16 protein-coding genes and 1 riboswitch are annotated in these 18,018 nt (G+C 60.7%); of the genes, 11 read left to right on the top strand and 5 right to left on the bottom strand.

Features of this window, described 5'->3' with window-relative positions; translation table 11 throughout:
* Positions 1–13 precede the first annotated feature (13 nt).
* Positions 14–1,369: a DUF1254 domain-containing protein gene (locus KTR60_RS05885; protein ID WP_054187941.1), complete on the top strand. Its 1,356-nt coding sequence runs from the start codon at positions 14–16 to the stop codon at positions 1,367–1,369.
* Between the two features lie 50 nt (positions 1,370–1,419).
* On the opposite strand, the gene KTR60_RS05880 is transcribed toward KTR60_RS05885, so the two are convergent.
* Positions 1,420–2,211: an SDR family NAD(P)-dependent oxidoreductase gene (locus KTR60_RS05880; RefSeq protein ID WP_054187942.1), complete on the bottom strand. Its 792-nt coding sequence runs from the start codon at positions 2,209–2,211 to the stop codon at positions 1,420–1,422.
* A gap of 166 nt (positions 2,212–2,377) precedes the next feature.
* Positions 2,378–2,536: a hypothetical protein gene (locus KTR60_RS05875; protein ID WP_155419158.1), complete on the bottom strand. Its 159-nt coding sequence runs from the start codon at positions 2,534–2,536 to the stop codon at positions 2,378–2,380.
* Between the two features lie 156 nt (positions 2,537–2,692).
* Here KTR60_RS05875 and KTR60_RS05870 point away from each other — a divergent pair, with 156 nt between their 5' ends.
* Entirely contained in the window at positions 2,693–3,550 is an 858-nt protein-coding gene (locus KTR60_RS05870) for a siderophore-interacting protein (RefSeq protein ID WP_003945614.1), read from the top strand.
* 41 nt (positions 3,551–3,591) lie between these two features.
* Positions 3,592–3,773, top strand: a riboswitch (cobalamin riboswitch).
* An 8-nt stretch (positions 3,774–3,781) separates the two neighbouring features.
* Here KTR60_RS05870 and KTR60_RS05865 read toward each other — a convergent pair.
* Positions 3,782–6,124 carry an arylsulfatase gene (locus KTR60_RS05865; RefSeq protein ID WP_228401955.1) on the bottom strand — a complete coding sequence of 781 codons (2,343 nt, stop codon included), beginning with the start codon at positions 6,122–6,124 and terminating at the stop codon, positions 3,782–3,784.
* A 177-nt stretch (positions 6,125–6,301) separates the two neighbouring features.
* On the opposite strand from KTR60_RS05865, the gene KTR60_RS05860 reads away from it, so the two are divergent.
* The 3 genes from KTR60_RS05860 to KTR60_RS05850 all read left to right on the top strand — a co-directional run bounded on the left by KTR60_RS05860 (position 6,302) and on the right by KTR60_RS05850 (position 9,493).
* Entirely contained in the window at positions 6,302–7,279 is a 978-nt protein-coding gene (locus tag KTR60_RS05860; protein ID WP_052027945.1) for an HAD family hydrolase, read from the top strand.
* A 12-nt stretch (positions 7,280–7,291) separates the two neighbouring features.
* Positions 7,292–8,152, top strand: coding sequence for a hypothetical protein (locus KTR60_RS05855; RefSeq protein WP_007734690.1), 861 nt, complete (start codon positions 7,292–7,294; stop codon positions 8,150–8,152).
* Between the two features lie 138 nt (positions 8,153–8,290).
* Complete coding sequence (locus KTR60_RS05850; RefSeq protein WP_007734688.1) at positions 8,291–9,493, top strand: CaiB/BaiF CoA transferase family protein; 1,203 nt, start codon at positions 8,291–8,293, stop codon at positions 9,491–9,493.
* Here KTR60_RS05850 and KTR60_RS05845 read toward each other — a convergent pair.
* The gene (locus KTR60_RS05845) at positions 9,451–10,059 is read right to left on the bottom strand and encodes a TetR/AcrR family transcriptional regulator (protein WP_007734687.1); all 609 of its coding nucleotides are present in this window, start codon (positions 10,057–10,059) and stop codon (positions 9,451–9,453) included. The genes KTR60_RS05850 and KTR60_RS05845 overlap by 43 nt on opposite strands.
* A gap of 115 nt (positions 10,060–10,174) precedes the next feature.
* Between KTR60_RS05845 and KTR60_RS05840 the strand changes: the two genes are divergently transcribed.
* The 6 genes from KTR60_RS05840 to KTR60_RS05815 all read left to right on the top strand — a co-directional run bounded on the left by KTR60_RS05840 (position 10,175) and on the right by KTR60_RS05815 (position 16,414).
* Positions 10,175–11,731 carry an acyl-CoA synthetase gene (locus tag KTR60_RS05840; RefSeq protein WP_228401954.1) on the top strand — a complete coding sequence of 519 codons (1,557 nt, stop codon included), beginning with the start codon at positions 10,175–10,177 and terminating at the stop codon, positions 11,729–11,731.
* 12 nt (positions 11,732–11,743) lie between these two features.
* Positions 11,744–12,928 carry an acyl-CoA dehydrogenase family protein gene (locus KTR60_RS05835; RefSeq protein ID WP_007734683.1) on the top strand — a complete coding sequence of 395 codons (1,185 nt, stop codon included), beginning with the start codon at positions 11,744–11,746 and terminating at the stop codon, positions 12,926–12,928.
* Between the two features lie 101 nt (positions 12,929–13,029).
* On the top strand, positions 13,030–13,359 hold the full coding sequence (locus tag KTR60_RS05830) for a YidH family protein (RefSeq protein WP_100245478.1): 330 nt from the start codon (positions 13,030–13,032) through the stop codon (positions 13,357–13,359).
* A complete protein-coding gene (locus KTR60_RS05825; protein ID WP_007734680.1) occupies positions 13,356–13,670 on the top strand; it encodes a DUF202 domain-containing protein in 315 nt (104 codons plus the stop codon). The genes KTR60_RS05830 and KTR60_RS05825 overlap by 4 nt, the downstream gene beginning before the upstream one ends.
* Before the next feature lie 132 nt (positions 13,671–13,802).
* Positions 13,803–15,128 carry an MFS transporter gene (locus KTR60_RS05820; RefSeq protein WP_007734679.1) on the top strand — a complete coding sequence of 442 codons (1,326 nt, stop codon included), beginning with the start codon at positions 13,803–13,805 and terminating at the stop codon, positions 15,126–15,128.
* Positions 15,129–15,202: 74 nt separating this feature from the next.
* Complete coding sequence (locus KTR60_RS05815; protein ID WP_054187951.1) at positions 15,203–16,414, top strand: serine hydrolase domain-containing protein; 1,212 nt, start codon at positions 15,203–15,205, stop codon at positions 16,412–16,414.
* 15 nt (positions 16,415–16,429) lie between these two features.
* Here the strand turns inward: KTR60_RS05815 and KTR60_RS05810 are convergent, their stop codons facing one another.
* Positions 16,430–17,806, bottom strand: coding sequence for a WS/DGAT/MGAT family O-acyltransferase (locus KTR60_RS05810; protein WP_228402265.1), 1,377 nt, complete (start codon positions 17,804–17,806; stop codon positions 16,430–16,432).
* Between the last annotated feature and the right edge of the window lie 212 nt (positions 17,807–18,018).

Below are 18,018 nucleotides of genomic sequence, written 5' to 3'. Positions count from 1 at the left end.
CGAGAGGGCAGAGATGACAGACACCAGTCGCACCGAGCTTGCAGCTCAGGCGTATATCTACGGATTTCCCCTCGTTTTCAATCTCGACCAGGTCCATCGGTATGTTCACAACGGTGTCGGAGCGAACCCCGCCGCACCTTTCAACACCTTCAGCCACGCCCGCACACTGGCCGGGCCGGCAGACACTTTCGTCACGATCAACAACGACACCGTGTATTCCATGGCGCAGATCGATCTCTCTGTCGGCCCCGTTGCGCTGCACGTCCCCGATACCGATGGCCGTTACTACGTCCTCCAGTTCGTGGACGCCTGGACAAACAATTTCGCTTACGTCGGGCATCGGGCCACCGGCACGAAGAGCGGAGACTTCCTTCTCGTCCCACCCACCTGGACGGGAACCCCGGCGGACCAGACCACGGTGATCAGATTTCCCACGAACATTGCGTCGATCGTGGGCCGGTGGGCATGCGGTGGCGACGACGACCTCCCTGCGGTGCACGCCTTGCAGGACGCCACCACACTGACCGTCGTCGACTCCACCGGAAACTCGGCGGGTCTCCCAGTGCCCGAACCCGGGGTAAGCCAGGACCTCCTGTTCCTCGAGAAACTCCGCATCTGGTCACAGGCGTTTCCGCCGGCCCCACGCGATCGAGAACTCCAGGATTCCTTCTCCCCGATCGGAATCGACGAGCCCGGGGCCTCTCCCTATAGCTCACACTCTGCCGCTTCACTCTCTGCCGACGAGGCAGCCGCGTTGGCTGACGGATTGACGATCGGTGAGAAGAACCTGCTCGAGGCCCTCACGAAAGGCTCCAGCCCCGAAGTCAACGGATGGAAGCTCACATTCCACGCCTTCGACTACAACCTCGACTACTTCGAGGTCGGCACAATCGACGATCCACAATTCAAGATCGCCGATCCCAAGTTGCGCATCGTCGAACGCGCCGCGGCTGCCAAGGGCGGGCTGTGGGGCAACCACCCTTACGAAGCGGCGTACATCATGACCTACGTCGACGATCAGGGCGAGCAGTTGAACGGAAACCAGACCTACACAATAAGACTCGACCCCACTCCGCCGGTGAGCGCCTTCTGGTCGCTGACGATGTACTCGGTGCCGGACTTCTTCCTCGTGGCGAACCCCGTCGACCGATACTCGATCGGCGACCGCACTCCAGGAATCGTCCACGACGCCGACGGTGCGTTGACGATCACGATCAGCCACGAGGAGCCGAAAGATCCCACGGCGAAGGCAAACTGGCTGCCCGCACCGCGCGGGGATTTCCGACCGGTACTGAGAATGTACGAACCTTCGCCCGCCGTGCTCGATCAGTCCTACGTCGTCCCCGCCATCACTCGCTCGCAAGAATGACGGCTCGCGTCTGACGGCCTGCCTGTGCGGGCCGTCAGACGGACTCAGAATCAGGCGTGTGTGCCGCCGTCGACACGGATCTCCGTGCCCGTGATGAAGGCACCATCGTCGGATGCCAACATCGCGATAACTCCCGCAACACTTTCCGGCCCGGCCATGGGGGCACCACCGGACTCCAGATCAGTGCTCAGAATCGGTGACAACTTGCCGAAGAGCGACCAGTCGGTGTCTTCCGGCAAGTACGACGCCGTAGTGTCGGTGATCCCGCTCTTCACACTGCCTGGAGCCACCGCGACGGCACGCAGACCCTGCTTGCCGTATTCGAGAGCCAGTGCGTGAGTGAAGGACTGGATTCCTCCCTTACTTGCGGCGTACGCGGCCATGTACGGGTGCGCGAAGGCCGCGGAGGTGGAACTGAAATTCACCACGACTGCGTTGGCGGTGGCGAGGAGAGCCGGCAGTGCCTGGCGGGTGACGAGGAAAGTGCCCGTCAAATTCACGGAGAGCACCTGATTCCACAGGTCCAGCGAGGTCTCGTGGGTGTGCCCACCACGCAGTATCCCGGCGGCGTTGACCAGTACGTCCAATCCCCCGAGAGTCGAAATCGCCTGACCCACAACCTTGATGACGGAACTCTCGTCACCGATATCGACGACGACGGTGTCGAGGCGATCCTCCGTCGAAGCATGTTCTGCCGATTTCCGGGTGTTCGCCAAACCCTGCTCGGAGATGTCTGCAGCGACCACGCGGCCACCTTCGGCGAGCAACCGCAGCGCGGTGGCCTGCCCGATTCCAGATCCTGCGCCGGTGACGAGAATACGACGACCTTCGAAACGATTCATTGCTGTGTACCTTTCACGAAAACGAGTTGGCTGGCATTCCAGGCTCGGTGGCGCCGACACTCACAACTCACCCGCGAGAAACTTCAGGTACGGGAAATGCGCAGCACTGCAACAGGTGTGGCACTGCGAAATCTCGGCGAGGCAATGCTCGCCGAAGTGGCGAATGTCAGACGGATCCGGCCGGTGCGGCCAAGGCTCTTTCGATCCAGACAAGACCGGACGGGCGGCGGTCGATCGCCTTACGCCCACGTCGGAAAGTCGCTACGCCGAATCGGGCCGTGCGCAGTGCACGGCCGGAAGCGAGAGAACAGCGGCGTATGGACATCACAGGCACGGTAGCAGCGCCGGCACCACTCGCTCAACCGCGTCGTTTCGAGACCCGAATCATTCAGGTAATCAGATGTCACTTCTGGACAACTCGCTCGACTTAGGCAGCACTAACCTGGCGGCATCCCGAAAACCCGATCCAGGAGCACAGTCGATGACACATGCAGACGCCTCGCGCACAACAACTCCCCCGACGACCGTCCTACGGACCGCTGACCACAATCGCGGACTCAACGACGTTCTCGCGATCGTCGAAGCGATGGAGCGACCGAGCGATCACCTGCTGCGGATCACGGCTCGTTTGACGGAGTCGACCGACGATCCGACCTGGTCACGCCCGAATGTGACCGTACGCATGAATCTCGGGCCGGCCTTCGACGACGCTTCGCGCGTGTACACGGTGCGTTCCTACGATTCAGCGAGCGGATCGATCGTCGTCGATGTGGTCCTGCACGGACAGACCAGTCCGATGATGAGGTGGGCAGCAGCGTTGGCCGTCGGTGACACCTTCGGCCTCACCGGTCCGCGGCCACACTTCTTGATCCCTGATGTTCCTGGTCGACGTATCGCACTTTTTCTGGACGGCACCGCAATACCCGCATTGCACTCAATCATCGAGCAGTTACCTACCGACGTCGTCGGAATCGGCTGGGTCACAACAGATGACGAGGTCGCCTTCGCCGAACTGCCCGCCCTCCCCGGCCTGGAGCTTCACCGCGTGAGCGCAGATCCGGCCGAGCCCGACGGCCCACTGGCGGTACGAGCACGCGAGCTCGCCAATCCCGCGAGCTACGTCGTGTGGGGCGCCGGTGAACGCAACGAGATGCGCGCAATCCGGAAGCACTTTCGATCGACCGTCGGACTCGACAAAAACGACGTCGCGATATTCGGATATTGGAAGGAGGGCGTCAGCAACACCGAAATCGACCTCCGTCGACGCGAGAACTACGAGCGCATCCTCGCCGACGGCGGAACCCTCACCGACATCGACGACCTGGCCATCGAGATCTGATTACCTCACACCAGCCGACCTGACCGGCGGTGCACTGCGGTGATAAGTTCCTCTGTGCCAGCGGACCTCCACACAGGGGGTCAGGGAATCCGGTGTGAATCCGGAACTGACGCGCAGCGGTGAGGGTGACCGCCCGGGCTTACGCCACTGGATGAGAATCTGGGAAGGCGCTCGGGTGGGGCGATCTCGAGTCCGAATACCGGCTGGCAGCAGGGGTCAACAGGCGCCTGTTCACACGGTAACGGGCTCCGCGAACGAGCCCCTGCGAGAACGAGATTCCATGCGTCTGTCCAGACTTCGCCTACCCGCCGCCGCCGTCGCTGCCCTGTTGAGCGCGTCGTCGGTTACGGGCTCCCCGCTGTCACGGCCTGCATTGAGCCCTTCGCCGCCGCCGATGCTGAACTTGCCTGGCTGAGTGCGGATTCTGCCCTCACCGACTTTCCGATCGCCGTAGTAGAGGCCGAGCACCCCGTGCGCTGTGCCCGGCGGATCCTCGCCTTCCTTCTCGAAAGTTGCTGCCAAGATTATATTTTCGCCGATCGGAAGGTCTTCGGTGGCATCGATCTTCTGCTGTTCACTGCCGAGGAAGTTGTACACGTAATGCAGGCGGTTGTCCTTGACGTACAGCGAATGCCCACCGAACCTGCCACCATGCGAGAAGAGCACACCGGTCGCACCTGGTTCGGCCAAATCGACAACTGCCCCGATCGAGAATGAACGATTACGAAGGTTGACGGCGACGGCTTCCGGTACCTCGGCTCCGCCCGGGCGGTAGACATACCGGTTTCGGGGCGGGGCCAACTGGGGGCGAGGCGTGGTGAGGAGTTCGACACCGGACCGATCGTCCAGTGGCAGAGCTTGATTGGCACCGGCCTCGTGGAACCACAACCCCACCAGCTCTGCCAGCCTGCCGGGTTCTTCATCCGCAAGGTTCCGGAGCTCGGCTCGGTCCAACTCTGTGTGGTAGAGCTCCCAGGTGTCTTCCGAGAAATGGCCCCACCCGCTCAGAGTCGGGTGCGTGGTGACGGCCTTCCAGCCGTCATGCCAAATTCCTCGTCCTCCGAGCATCGAATAGAACTGGGTGTGCTTGGCGGTGGGGATGTTGCCGGCATCGAAGCTGTACCGCATGCTCACGCCTTGAATCGGGTGCTGGGTGTACCCCTTCACCGTGTCAGGCAAGTCGACGCCGACGCAGTCGAGCAGAGTCGGGACGACGTCGATGGCGTGATGGTACTGATCTCGAATCTCGCCACGGGCATCGATGCCCTCCGGCCACGAGATGATGCATGGGTCGCAGGTTCCACCGTTGAACGAGTAACGCTTCCACATCTTGAAGGGCGTGTTGAACGCCATCGCCCACCCGTTGGGATAGTGGTTGTACGTCTCGGTGCTGCCCAACTCGTCCAGCTTCGCCAGGTTCTCGGCTAGGTCGTCGGGTACGCCGTTCGCAATCTTGTTCTCGTTGACAGATCCGTCGGGTCCGCCCTCACCGCTGGCACCGTTGTCGGAGACCACCACGATGATCGTGTTGTCGAGCTGCTCGATTTCTTCGAGGTATCCGAGCAGGCGTCCGATCTGATCGTCACAGTGCGAGAGGAAGCCCGCGTACACCTCCGCCATCCGTGAGAACAGTCGCTGCTCGTCAGCGGAGAGGGTGTCCCAGGGGCGGGTGAAATCCAGCGGCGGGAACGGTTCGCCGTCGGGCCCGGTGCGGGTCTCAGGAGTGCCTATCGGGTTGAGTGAGGGCAGGGTCGTGTCTTTCGGGACAAGTCCCATTTCCTTCTGTCTGGCCAGAATCTCGTCCCGCATGGCTTCGTACCCTGCGTCGAACCTGCCTGCGTAGCGATCGGCCCATTCGCGGGGCGCGTGATGCGGAGCGTGTGCGCACCCGGGTGCGTAGTAGAGAAATACAGGCCGGTCCGGAGCTATCGACTTCACGTCGCCGATGTATTCGAGCGCTCTGTCGGTGATATCGACGCTGAAGTGATACCCCTCTTCGGGCGTCGACGGCTGTTCGACGGGGTGGTTGTCGTGGACGAGATCGGGATACCACTGATTGGTCTCGGCGCCGAGAAAGCCGTAGAACCGCTCGAATCCGCGGCCGACCGGCCAATTCCGTTTCGTGGAAGCAAGATTCATCTCGTCTTCTGCGCACAGGTGCCATTTGCCGACCATCGCGGTGCTGAATCCCTGCTCGACCAGAACCTCGGCGAGCGTGGCACATTCGGGAGGGATGTGACCGTTTCCGCCGGGAAAACCGACCGCGCACTCGCTGATGCAGGCCATGCCGTTGGTCGTGTGGTTTCGCCCGGTGAGCAGACACGATCGCGTCGGGGAGCACAGCGCTGTGGTGTGCCACTGCCCGTACCGCAATCCGTTGCCCGCGATGCGGTCGATGTTCGGCGTCTCGATCGGTCCCCCGTAACAACCCAAGGCGCCGTATCCGACGTCGTCGAGAACGATGTAAAGAATATTCGGTGTGCCGGCGGCGGCCTTCGGCTGCTCGTACGGGCTCCAGTCGGGAATCGAATCGCGAATATCGAGGTTGACGACGCCTTTGAATGCGTTGGCCATGATCTGGCTCCTTGTAGGTCATCTGATTTCCAGCCTCTACGGCCGCATGGTGAATCGCATACCCCGATTGTGGTCACCGAACCGCTGTCGCCCGAAATGGGCGATGCCATTTTCGGCAGGAGATCCGAGTATGAGAGTGCCGGATTTGTCATCGACTCACTGGAAGCCAGGGACCACATGAGCAGTCAATTCGTTGAAGCCTCCACCTCCGACACCTGCGACCCGCTACCGAGCTGGCAAGACGGCCCGCCGAAGCAGGCCGTCCGGCAATTCGTCGAACGCGCGACGGCTGAGGGAAGTCCGGACGAAATCGCACCGGAAGACAGGATCGCAGTCTTCGACAACGACGGAACCCTGTGGTGTGAGAAGCCGATGCCGATCCAACTCGACTTCATCCTGCGCCGCCTCGTCGAGATGACCGCCCAGGATCCGTCTCTTCGCAACCGTCAACCGTGGCAGGCTGCGTTCGAAAAGGACTACTCCTGGTTGAACGAAGTGATCTCGAAGCACTATCGCGGCGACGACAGCGCACTGAAGGTACTCGCGGCCGGTGTCCTGGCGGCATTCGCCGAAGTCACAGTCGACGAATTCGAAACCCACGCCGATACTTACCTGCGCACTGCTTCGCATCCCACTCTCGATCGCAAATATTTGCACTGCAGCTATTCGCCCATGGTGGAGTTGCTCGATTACCTTGCGGCCAAAGGCTTCTCCAACTACATAGTCTCTGGCGGCGGACGTGATTTCATGCGGCCGATCAGTCAGGAGGTCTACGGCATCCCCCGAGATCGCGTCATCGGCAGCGGCGTGGCATTGACGTGGAAGGACGACGGCCACAGCGGCACGATCCTTCGTCAGCCCCAAACCGATGTCGTCGACGACGGGCCGGCCAAGCCCGTACAGATCTGGAACCGAATCGGCCGACGACCTGTCATCGCGGCCGGAAACAGCAACGGTGACCTACCTATGTTGAAGTTCGCCGAACACCCGAACGTTCCGGCACTTCGCCTTCTGGTGCTCCATGACGATCCGGAACGCGAGTTCGACTACGTGGACGGGGCCGAGCACGCACTCGACGTCTCGCGCGCAAACGGGTGGACGGTGGTGAGCATCAAGAACGACTGGAAGACAGTCTTCGAACGATTCGCCGAATGACAGTATTGATACGTGACCCTCGATGATGTCGCCGACGAACTCTACGGCCTCGACCCCGGCGAGTTCGTAGAGGCGCGTACAAAGCATGTGAAGGCTGCCCGGGACGACAACGACCGCACACTGGCCGCAGAGATCGGAAAACTTCGGAAGCCGACCACCGTGGGGTGGTTGGTCAATCTCATCTCGCGAGATGCACCAGAGGATCTGGATGCACTTCTCGCGCTTGGCGAATCGCTACGCGACGCTCAACGCCATCTCTCGGGCCCGGACTTGCGACGGCTGACGACACAGAGGCAGCAGGTGGTGCGGAGTCTCGCCCACAAATCCGGTGAGATCGCCGCTTCACGGGGAAAAAGCGTCGGCGAGGATTCGTTGCGCGATGTCGCGCAGACTCTCAATGCCGCCCTGGCCGATGAGGAGACTGCCGCGCAGGTTCGACTCGGACGGGTCGTGACCGCTGCGACTTACAGCGGTTTCGGACCCGCCGGGCTCGCCGTGGTGAATGAGAAATCACCGCAGCACGCCGCGATTGAAGAGCCGACGACTCCGAAGTCGAAAACTCCGGAACTGAAGGCCGAACAAGCCAGAGCAAAAGCAGAATTGAAGGAAGCCACGGCGCAGGCCGACGAGATCCGCCGCCGGGTGAAGTCCGAGACCGCCGAACTCCAGGAAGCCAGAACGACGCTCTCCGACGTCGAACGGCGCGTTGAAGAACTGCGCACCGAACTCGAGCACGCTGAGCAGCAACGGCAGTTCGCACGGAACGCCGAGAAGACCAGTGACGCTGCGGTTCGAGAATCCGAGAAGGAACTCCGTGTTGCTGAGCGTCGCGTCGACAAAGCAGAACAAAACCTCGCCGCAATCAATTCGTAGACATCCTGTTCATTAATCGATAGTCTGCCAATTATCGATCAGGTTGATCATCCTGGGATCCAGCAGTTACGAACAATGCCGTGCCGATGAGGGTTTGGCGTTATCGGCTACTGCCTCGACAGTCTTCGGAGTGTGAACATGGACAGCGACAACACGTCGGAATGGAGTTTCTTACACGGCAAGCGCGTTCTCGACCTCTCTCGCCTTCTGCCCGGCCCGTTTGCGACGACGCTGCTCGCAGATCTGGGCGCCGACGTGGTCAAGGTCGAGAACCCGAAGCGACCTGATCCGACGCGGGCAGCTGGTGAACGGATGGCCTCGTTGAACAGGAACAAGCGATCGATCGCGCTCGATCTCCGTCTCGAATCCGATCGCGAGACGTTCCTTCGACTGGTCGAGACCGCAGATGCAGTGGTCGAGGGGTTCCGGCCACAGGTACTGACAGGCATGGGACTCGGCTACGACGTACTTCGAAAAGCCAACCCACGCATCGTATTATGTTCGATCACCGGTTACGGGCAGTCCGGACCCTATGCCGACAAGCCGGGGCACGAATTGAACTTCCTCGGCCTTTCCGGCTTTTTCGCGGTTCCCGGGTGCACCGACGGAGTCGTCACCCGCCCTGGTATCCGGGCCGGTGATCTGGTGGGTTCGATGTACGCGGCACTGTCCATCTCGGTTGCTCTCGCCAGCGTGGACAAGCACGGACGCGGACAACACATAGACATTTCCCTCGCCGAGGCTGCAACCGCCTGGTGCGCGCCTTTCGCGCTCATGATCCGCGATATCGAGAACCCTACCGATTCACCGACCGTCCAGGGAGACAACGACATTTTCGAGACTTCCGACGGTTGCTTGCTTTCACTTGCCACTTTCGAAGACAAGTTCTGGATCGAGTTCCGCACAGCATTCAGCGCTGATTTTCCGGCACTGAACACACTGCGCTACGACGATCGATGGACCCGAACACAGCACAAGGCTGAGTTGCGGGAACTCCTGGTCACCACCTTCGGTACGCACACATACGAGTGGTGGGAAAAATCGTTGACTGCGATCAATGCGCCGTGGGCGCCGGTGTTCACCGACGCCGGACAACTGATGAGCGATCCCCATGTCATCGCTCGAAACCTGTTCAGCGAGGTCGCGACCGAAAACGGAGAAAGCTGGCCCCAGATGAGATTCCCGGCGCAATTCAGCTTGGGACTGAACAGTTTTCGACTTCCGACTCCGTACGTGGGCGAGCACACCGAGTCGGTTCTCGACGAAGCCGCCGCGGCAACGGCGAGACGTGACAGCGGCTATTCGGATTTCAATTCGCCGTCGAAACCCGAAGACCAGTAGCGTCCCCGCAACGAAAGTTCGAGCAGCATCTCGGTGACTTCTTCCGGCGTCAGCGGTGGCGGGTCGGACTCGAGCCACCACTGCATGACCGCGATCTGTTCACCCACCCATGCCCGCGAGAGTACTTCGATGTCGATTCGCGGAGTAACCCCGAGCGCTTCTGCCCGTGCGGAAAATATCCGCACAGCGGCGACGCTGCGGTCTTCGACGAACTTTCGCAGCGCCTTGCCATCCCCCTCACCACGCAGGATCACACGGTAGACGTCACGTTCCTCAGCGGCATGCCTGAACATCTCGAGCACAGGCTTGCCGGTGAATCCGATCGAAGAGGCGGGAATGAGCGGACCGAGCCGCTCTTGCAGGTCATCGGCCAGATCGGACACGACTTGACCGAGCAAATCGTCTTTGTCGGTGTAGTGACTGTAGAACGTCGCCCGACCCAAATCTGCACGGTCCGTGATGTCTTCGACGGTGATCCCGGCATATCCCCGTTCCAGAACGAGCGAGACCAAGGCATCCCGCAGCAATCGTCGGGTACGCCGGACACGTCTGTCTTCTGGAGGCATTGGGTTCCCTTCCTTCGCACTGTTGTACGAAGCATAGTTCAACGTTGACAGGACGATCGAATATAGACAGACTGTCCATTAACATTCGTGATGTCGATTTTCTCTGGAGATGTCCATGAACCTCGGTACTTATCTCGCCCGAAGCGCCAGCTACTACCCCGATCTCGAAGCCCTTGTCTGCGGCGAAGGCCGGTGGACCTACAGCGAGCTCGATACGGCCGCAAACCGTCTCGCGTCGGCTCTCGCAGTGATCGGGACACGGCCCGGACACATGATCGGAACCTTTGCCGGAAACTGCGGGGAACTCGTAGTGACCGAAATGGCCTTGTACAAGGGAGGATTCGTCAGGGTACCGATCAACGCACGACTGGGCGCCGACGAACTCGGGCATATCCTCGCCGACGCCGATGTGCGTGTCCTCTTCGTCGACGCCGCACACGCCGGCATGGCGCTGAAGGTCGTCGCCGACGCAGGGCTGAACTGCAGGGTGATCGACTACAGCACTTCGACTCCCGACGCGGACAGTTATCACGAACTGACGGCAAGGGGCAGCGAAGACAACGTCGAGGTGGACGTCGACATTGACGCCCCGGCTGTCCTCAACTACACATCCGGGTCCACCGGCAAGCTCAAGGCTGCGGTCCAGAGTCAGGGCAACCGCTTGGCGAACATGCGCAAGCGACTGATGAGCCCCGAAGGCGCGCCGACTGTTGGTGATCGCTACCTCGCCCCCGGCCCGATCACACACGCTTCCGGCATGGTGGTGCTCGGAATGTTCGCCAGGGGCGCCGCAGTGGTGATCCTGCCGGCATGGGACACGAGGACGTTCCTGCAGACCATCGAACGTGAGCGGATCACCACCACCATGGTGGTCCCGACGATGCTCAACTTGCTGATGGACCATCCGTCGGTTACCGACGTCGACCTGAGCTCGCTGCGCTGCATCGGCGTAGGCGCAGCGCCGGTTTCTCCACAACGGTTGCGCGACGCGGTAAAGGTGTTCGGTCCCATCGTCATTCAGGGATACGGGCTCGGCGAAACGACCAGCGTCGTCACTGTCTTGACCGCTGAAGACGTGGTGCGCGGTATCGAATCCGACCCTGAGCTTCTTCTCTCGTGCGGCCGGCCGGCATACGACACCGATGTTCGCGTGGTCGACGACAACGGCGTACAGGTCCCGGCCGGCACGATCGGCGAGATCGTAGCCAGTGGTCCGGACTGTGTCCGCGAATACTTCCACGAACCCGAGCTGTCGGCTGAGACGTTCAGGAACGGCTGGGTCCACACGGGTGATGTCGGCTATTTCCGCGAAGACGGCTACCTGTTCATCGTCGACCGCAAGAAGGACATGATCATCTCGGGCGGATTCAACATCTACTGCAGCGAGGTGGAGGCCGCTTTGTACGAACATCCCGCCGTTTCCGAAGTCTGCGTAGTGGGAGTTCCCGATCCGAAGTGGGGCGAAGCAGTCAAGGCTGTTGTCGTGACCAGAGATGGAACTGACACCACCGCAATGGAATTGATCGCGCACTGCTCGACGCGTCTGGCAAGCATGAAGAAGCCACGTTCGGTCGACTTCGCAGATTCGTTGCCTGTCAACCGAAACGGCAAGATCGATCGCCGCGCGATTCGCGCGACCTACTGGACCACCGCTGACCGTCACGTCAACTGACAGGAAATAGACATGTCATTCGCTCTCACCCCTACCTACGAAGACAATCCAAGACTTCAATCGCTCGTCGAGCGTCTACGCGACTATCTCGACGGCGAACTAGCCGAGTACGAAGCCGAATTGGGTCTCACTCAAGAATCCCACTACATCCGTGAGACGCTTGAGCCAGTGTGGAGACGCAGCCGCGAACTCGGCTTCTACGGAATACACCTCCCCACTGAACTCGGCGGCCAGAACCTCACCTTTACCGAACTCGCCGCACTCAAAGAAGAGGTCGGTGCATCGCCGCGGGTCCTCGCGACGTCCGTGCTCGGAGACATGGGTGGCCCACTCCGCGCGGGATCGATCTTTCAATACGCCACCGAGCATCAGTTGGAAAAGTACTTGATTCCGGTGCTGCGAGGAGAGAAGGCGTGCTGCTTTTCTCTCACCGAGAACGACGCAGGTTCCGATGTTCGCGGCATGCTCACCACAGCTACCCCGGACGGTGCCGGATGGCGCCTCAACGGCCACAAGGTGTTCTCGTCCGCGGGCCCCTTCGCCGACTTTTCGGTACTGATCGCAAAGATGGCATCCGACGGCGACGGACCGGATTCGTACTCGGCCTTCCTGGTCGACTTGGATTCTCCTGGCTGCACAGTGGCGGACGGTGACGTCCCGATGTCCGGTCAGCACATCGAAGCGGACATCATCCTCGACGGCTGCTACGTGGGGCCGGAACAGCTTCTCGGAAATGTGGGCGAAGGCTTGAGAATCGGACTCGGTCGAGTCACAGTCAACCGGTTGTTGCACTGCCCCACCGTCCTCGGCGGAGCCCGCCGAGCACTGGAATTGTCGTTGGAGTACAGCAAGACTCGCCAGGTGCAGGGCGCTCCTCTTGCGATGTTGCAGTCCATCCAACACAAACTCGCCGACATGGCGACCGACTACTACGCTGCGCGCTCGATGACCTACGACGCACTCGCCACACTCGATGCCGGTGGGAGTCCGCGTACCGAAGCATTCATGTGCAAGCTGTTCGTTGCCGAGAAGGCCTTCACCATCGCCGACCACGCAGTTCAGATTCACGGAAAAGCCGGGGTCATCCGTGGTTCGGAGGTCGAATCACTGTTCCAGCGGTTGAGGATGTTCCGAATCCTCACCGGCTCCTCCGAGATTCAGAAGAACGGAATCGCGCGTCAATTACTCACCACCTGAAGATCATTCAAAGACAGTCGTATCCAATTTCGCGCCCGCCAGGTCGTCATACGCTCGACGTGACGGCCTGGCGGGCACTCGACTTTTCAGAGGCAATCACCGTGATCGATCACGAACCGGACTACAGATTCAGTCTTGCGAACGAACGAACATTTCTGGCTTGGATACGAACTGCGTTGGGGTTGTTGGCAGGCGGCGTCGCAGTCGGTCAGTTCTACGTATCCGAAAACGACGACAATATGTACAAAATGCTCGGAGTCGTGTGCACCGTCGTGGCGTCGGCTGTAGCGCTCGGCGCGCTCAGACACTGGAAGGCCGTCCAAACCGCGATGAGGCGTGATCTTCCCTTACCCACGTCACCGATGATCGCGCTTCTCGTCGGCGGGGTGTGTGTCGTTGCGGGTCTCGGCGTAGGGATGACCGTGTTGTGACGAAAAACGAGCCGCCCGGACTGCAACCCGAGCGAACCGTGCTCGCCTGGCGACGAACTGCCCTCTCCTCTGTGACTGTGTCAGTGATCACCGGTCGCGAAATCGCTTTGCATCCGTCCGTTCTACGAATCGCAGTGTTCGCCACGCTCATCATTACGACTGCCGGAGTCATCGTGGGCACGACAATCCGTCATCGTCGACTCAGTCTGGACGACAAGGATTCTCGAGAAATACCGTTCATTGTCATGGCGACTTTGGCCGTAGGCGTCACGGTTGCGGGACTCGGCACCTGCACTGTCATCCAACTTTGAACAAAGAGATAGACAGTCTGTCTATTTATGTATATTGTCTCCATTAATGCTCACTGTGACTCAGTGCACAGTCGACCGCCGAGCGCTGCCCACCGCGCCCAAGCAATCATCGGCATTTTTCGAGAGGGAACAATGACCACAGAACTTGCGGCACCTACTCAGTTTCCACGCAGTCGGCGAGGTAAGAACCTCGCACTCCTGACCGGCTCCACGGCAATGGACAACGCCGAAAGCAGCGTGACGTCCGTGCTCTTCCCTCTCATGCGTGAGGCCATGGGATTGTCATCGGCGGCGCTCGGCACGATCGTTGCAGTGGCCAAGGCCGTCGGGGTCTTCACGGCAATCCCCTGGGCGTTCCTTGCCCGACGATATTCTCGCAAGTCGGTACTTGCCATCTGTTCAGGGTTCTGGGGTGCCTGGGTAATCCTGGCCGGATTGTCCGGCAGTTTCACTCAGTTTCTCGTCCTCTATGCGATCGGCGCCGCAGGTTTCGCCGGCGCCGGCTCGATTGCATTGTCCATCCTCGGAGATCTGTACGAGGACGCCCGGAGGGGCCGCGCAACGGGATTGGTATACGGCGGCGTCGCCGTCATCACCGGCGCGACCGCCCCGATATTCGGGCTTTTGTCTCGCTTCGAAGATGGATGGCGCTACGGATACATCATCACCGGTGCAATCTGCATCGCCATCGGTGTGCTTATCATGCTTTTCCTCGACGATCCTGAATCCGGCGATGCGCCCGCACAGACGACCACCGACGATCTCGGCTCCAAAGCAAGATTCTGGCGCGAAGGGATACGAGAGCTACTCGCTATCAAGACATTCCGATACCTACTCGTACAACGCGCATTCTCGGGCCAGAACGTCATCATGAGCTTCAGCATCGTATTTCTCGTCGAGGAGCACGGATTCACGACCGCAACTGCTTCGATCATCGCACCGCCCTTCGCAATCGGGTACCTGCTCGGCACGTTCGTCGGCGGACGAGTCAACGACGCCGTACACGTCAAACGACCCCGAAACGGCCGCATCATCATGCTTCAGGCCAGCCAACTCGGATTCGCGGCCGCAGCACTGATCGCTACGCAGATTTCCTGGAACAGCATCGGCGTCTACGCGGTCTTGTTCGGGATCGTCGGCGTCCTTCAAGGTCAGGTCCCAGTGGTAAATCGGCCGATTATCATGGCCATAGTTCGTCCGGAACTGCGAGCCCTGGCCTTTGCCGTCTCCGTCTCGACAGTCGAAGCGCTGGCCTACGCCGGATACGCTGTCTTGGTCGGAACCCTCGGCGACAGAATCGGATTACAAGGCGCGCTCTTCATCGTCACCGTAGTGCTGACCACCGTCAACGGGGTCGCTTCAGGCGCACTGTATCGCCCCTACGCCCGCGACAGTGCGGCCCTACTCTCCGGGCCATCCGCCAACCCCCTACATGAACAGAATGCGCTTCGGCACTAGGCAATTCAGTTCATCAACTACGAACGCGGCAATCAACACTCCAACTCGGCAATCAAGACGGAAGTAGACCTCAGATGGCACAAAACATCGCAACGGATGACATCCCCTGGGCGCGCGGATTCACCGACCCGGCCGACGTGCGCCAACAAGCCACAACCATACGAGAGATGGTAGCGACTCGCCGTGTGTGGCGCGGCGACGGACCCAAATGGACCCTCCCGACCGACTACACGGATCTGTCCGGTGTCACGTTGAACCTTCCGGATCAGCCGAAGCAGACGGTGTCCGAGTTCCTCGCGGGTGCGCACAGTGACAGTATCGCCGTGCTACATCGGGGACGCATGGTGTACGAGAGTTACTTGCACGGTTGCAAACCCCACGAACCGCACCTCAATGCATCGATGGCGAAATCCTACGTCGGTTTGATGGCTGCACTGGTCGAAGCACAAGGATTGTTCGACCGCGACGATCGGGCGTCGAAATTCATTCCCGAGTTGGCAGGAACTGCGTTCGGAGACAATCGGATTCAGGACCTTCTTCACATGGGCACTGATGTAACGTACGGCGGTCGGCCGTTCCATCGCACCATCGAAGCCAGCCGTTTCTGGGCCGTAGTCGCCCCGAAGCTGCGCCCCATGAATTACCGCGGCCCGGAGACCATTCTCGAGCACCTCGCCACGGCACGCACTGCGGGCCCGACCGGCGTCGAATTCCGCTACGAGAACGGCAATGTCGAGACTGTCGGAGAAATATTGCGCCGCGTGACCGGAACTTCACTCGCCGAACTACTCAGTGAGCTGGTCTGGTCAAGAATCGGAGCCGAAGAAGATGCGTTCTACATAGTCGACTCCGCTGGAACGGAAATGGCGGCGGGCGGATTCAGTGCGACCCTTCGAGACGTAGCCAGAGTGGGTGAGATGATTCGTTGTGACGGTGCCGTCGAGGATCGTCAGGTGATCCCACCGCACATCGCGCGATCGATGACCGCGGGAGTGCCCGCAGGCTATCCTTCGGAGGTCAGAAGCCCGCGTGCCCCTGTCGATTCCCCCGCGACGATGAGCTACCACGACTACTGGTGGATCCTCAATGATCCGTTCGGATCGTTCATGGCAAGCGGAATCCATGGCCAGAGGCTCTTGATCTCACGCGACCTGGAGTTTGTGGTCGCGCATTTCGGAGCCCACATCCTTTCGCCTGCAATCGACACCCCGAACTTCGTACCCGCGTTCCTTCAGATCGGCACTCACTTGGTATCGAACGCTCGCGGAGCGGTCCCCGTCAGCTGAGGTTTCCTCACGCATTCAGCCTGCGGCGGCTTCGAGCTCACTCAAGGATTCCTCGAGATGGCCGAGGAGCCGCTGCAAGTGCGGAACATTGCGGCGGCAGCCGACGAGCCCGAACTGCATGGTGTCCGCGTAGCCGATGACGGTGATGTTCATCGCCTGCCCGTCCAACGGAATCGATGCCGGGTAACAGCTCTCGAGTTTCGCGCCATTCCAATAGCGCGTCGTTGTCGGGCCGGGGACGTTGGAAATCACCAGATTGAAGACTGGACGCCCAGTGATCAGTCGGGATGAACCAGGGATCAGCGGCAGCCCGAGACCCGCGACGTTCAATGCACTGAGCGCCGTGATCTGCAGGGGCGTCAGGCCCGACATCAGGGACTTGGCGCTACTCATCGAGTCGTGAACTCTCTGAAGTCGGGCCGCCGGATCTGCCAATTCGGTTGCCAGATCACACAACACCGCACCCACGGCATTGCCGGAAGCCTCACCCTCTTCGCCTTTGCGAAGGGATACCGGCACCATCGCGATCAACGGTTTGTCCGGCAACTCGTCCAGTTCGATCAGGTATCGCCGTAGCGCACCCGCGCACATTGCCAACACCGCATCGTTGAGCGTCACGTCTGCAACGCAGCTGACCTTGCGCAGGCGCTCGATCGGCCACGACTGCGCGGCGACACGCCTCGCTCCGGTGATCGGGACGTTGAAGATCGATTTCGGGGCAGCAAACGGCAACGGTGCGATGTGGTCCTTCACTGCCGAGGCAGCGGCGTTCACTATCGCAGGGCCGACCCCGACCACATCTTGCACGGTCTCGATCACGGAGCCCACCCGCCTCTGCAGGTCCAGCCCGCGACCGGCACGAACCCGCCCCGAAGAAGGTCGTTGCGCCCATGGAGGCATCGAATGTCGATCGTGCGGATCCGACGAGAGGCTGCGGTACCACGCCTGAACAGCAGACACACCATCCATGAGCGCGTGGTGCGTCTTCATGTACACGGCAACTCGGCCGTCGGCGAGACCTTCGATCACGTACGCCTCCCACAGCGGCCGATGCCGATCGAGCAGCGTGCCGTGGAGCATGGAGGTCAGCTCGAGCAACTCGCGGACTCGACCCGGCTTGGGTAGCGCGAGCAACCGGACGTGATACTCGAGATCGACGTCTGCGTCCTCCGTCCAACGCACCGGCGCGAAGTTCGACAAGAACTGCACCGGCTTGCGGCGAAAGAGTGGCCGAATCGAGTCGACGTCGGTGAGCGAACGGTAGAGCGACCTGGCGAATTCGCCGTCGTCCCCTTCCGGCGGAACGAAAAGCGACAGGCCACCGACGTGCATGGGATGCTCCCGTGACTCCATCAGTAGGAACATCGAGTCGAGCGGCAGCATCAGCGTCATGGCGATCCGTTCTCTCGGGCAGCTGCCCGGAGTACCGATCAGCCGCTGTTCGACAAAGTTACTCGCCCTGACTTCCCTCATTGGCGACTCCGACAAAACATTGCCCCCTCGATTTCGACAGGAGTCCGATATTCCCGTCGACGAACGCCTTTTCGGGTCGAAGCACCTCACAGCGATTCGCGGGTGAATGACGAGACACAGAGCACTGCAAC

This window comes from Rhodococcus sp. C1, from assembly GCF_020809065.1.
Taxonomy (GTDB): domain Bacteria; phylum Actinomycetota; class Actinomycetes; order Mycobacteriales; family Mycobacteriaceae; genus Rhodococcus_F; species Rhodococcus_F qingshengii.
The sequence above is the reverse complement of the archived record's forward strand: the minus strand, read 5'-3'. Positions and strand labels throughout refer to the sequence as shown.

What these genes read in the sequence shown, in the direction of transcription:
- KTR60_RS05885 (WP_054187941.1), top strand. Translation starts at nt 14, where the DNA reads ATGACAGACACCAGTCGCACCGAGCTTGCAGCTCAGGCGTATATCTAC.
- KTR60_RS05880 (WP_054187942.1), bottom strand. Translation starts at nt 2,211, where the DNA reads ATGAATCGTTTCGAAGGTCGTCGTATTCTCGTCACCGGCGCAGGATCT.
- KTR60_RS05875 (WP_155419158.1), bottom strand. Translation starts at nt 2,536, where the DNA reads ATGTCCATACGCCGCTGTTCTCTCGCTTCCGGCCGTGCACTGCGCACG.
- KTR60_RS05870 (WP_003945614.1), top strand. Translation starts at nt 2,693, where the DNA reads ATGACACATGCAGACGCCTCGCGCACAACAACTCCCCCGACGACCGTC.
- KTR60_RS05865 (WP_228401955.1), bottom strand. Translation starts at nt 6,124, where the DNA reads ATGGCCAACGCATTCAAAGGCGTCGTCAACCTCGATATTCGCGATTCG.
- KTR60_RS05860 (WP_052027945.1), top strand. Translation starts at nt 6,302, where the DNA reads ATGAGCAGTCAATTCGTTGAAGCCTCCACCTCCGACACCTGCGACCCG.
- KTR60_RS05850 (WP_007734688.1), top strand. Translation starts at nt 8,291, where the DNA reads ATGGACAGCGACAACACGTCGGAATGGAGTTTCTTACACGGCAAGCGC.
- KTR60_RS05845 (WP_007734687.1), bottom strand. Translation starts at nt 10,059, where the DNA reads ATGCCTCCAGAAGACAGACGTGTCCGGCGTACCCGACGATTGCTGCGG.
- KTR60_RS05840 (WP_228401954.1), top strand. Translation starts at nt 10,175, where the DNA reads ATGAACCTCGGTACTTATCTCGCCCGAAGCGCCAGCTACTACCCCGAT.
- KTR60_RS05835 (WP_007734683.1), top strand. Translation starts at nt 11,744, where the DNA reads ATGTCATTCGCTCTCACCCCTACCTACGAAGACAATCCAAGACTTCAA.
- KTR60_RS05820 (WP_007734679.1), top strand. Translation starts at nt 13,803, where the DNA reads ATGACCACAGAACTTGCGGCACCTACTCAGTTTCCACGCAGTCGGCGA.
- KTR60_RS05815 (WP_054187951.1), top strand. Translation starts at nt 15,203, where the DNA reads ATGGCACAAAACATCGCAACGGATGACATCCCCTGGGCGCGCGGATTC.
- KTR60_RS05810 (WP_228402265.1), bottom strand. Translation starts at nt 17,806, where the DNA reads ATGACGCTGATGCTGCCGCTCGACTCGATGTTCCTACTGATGGAGTCA.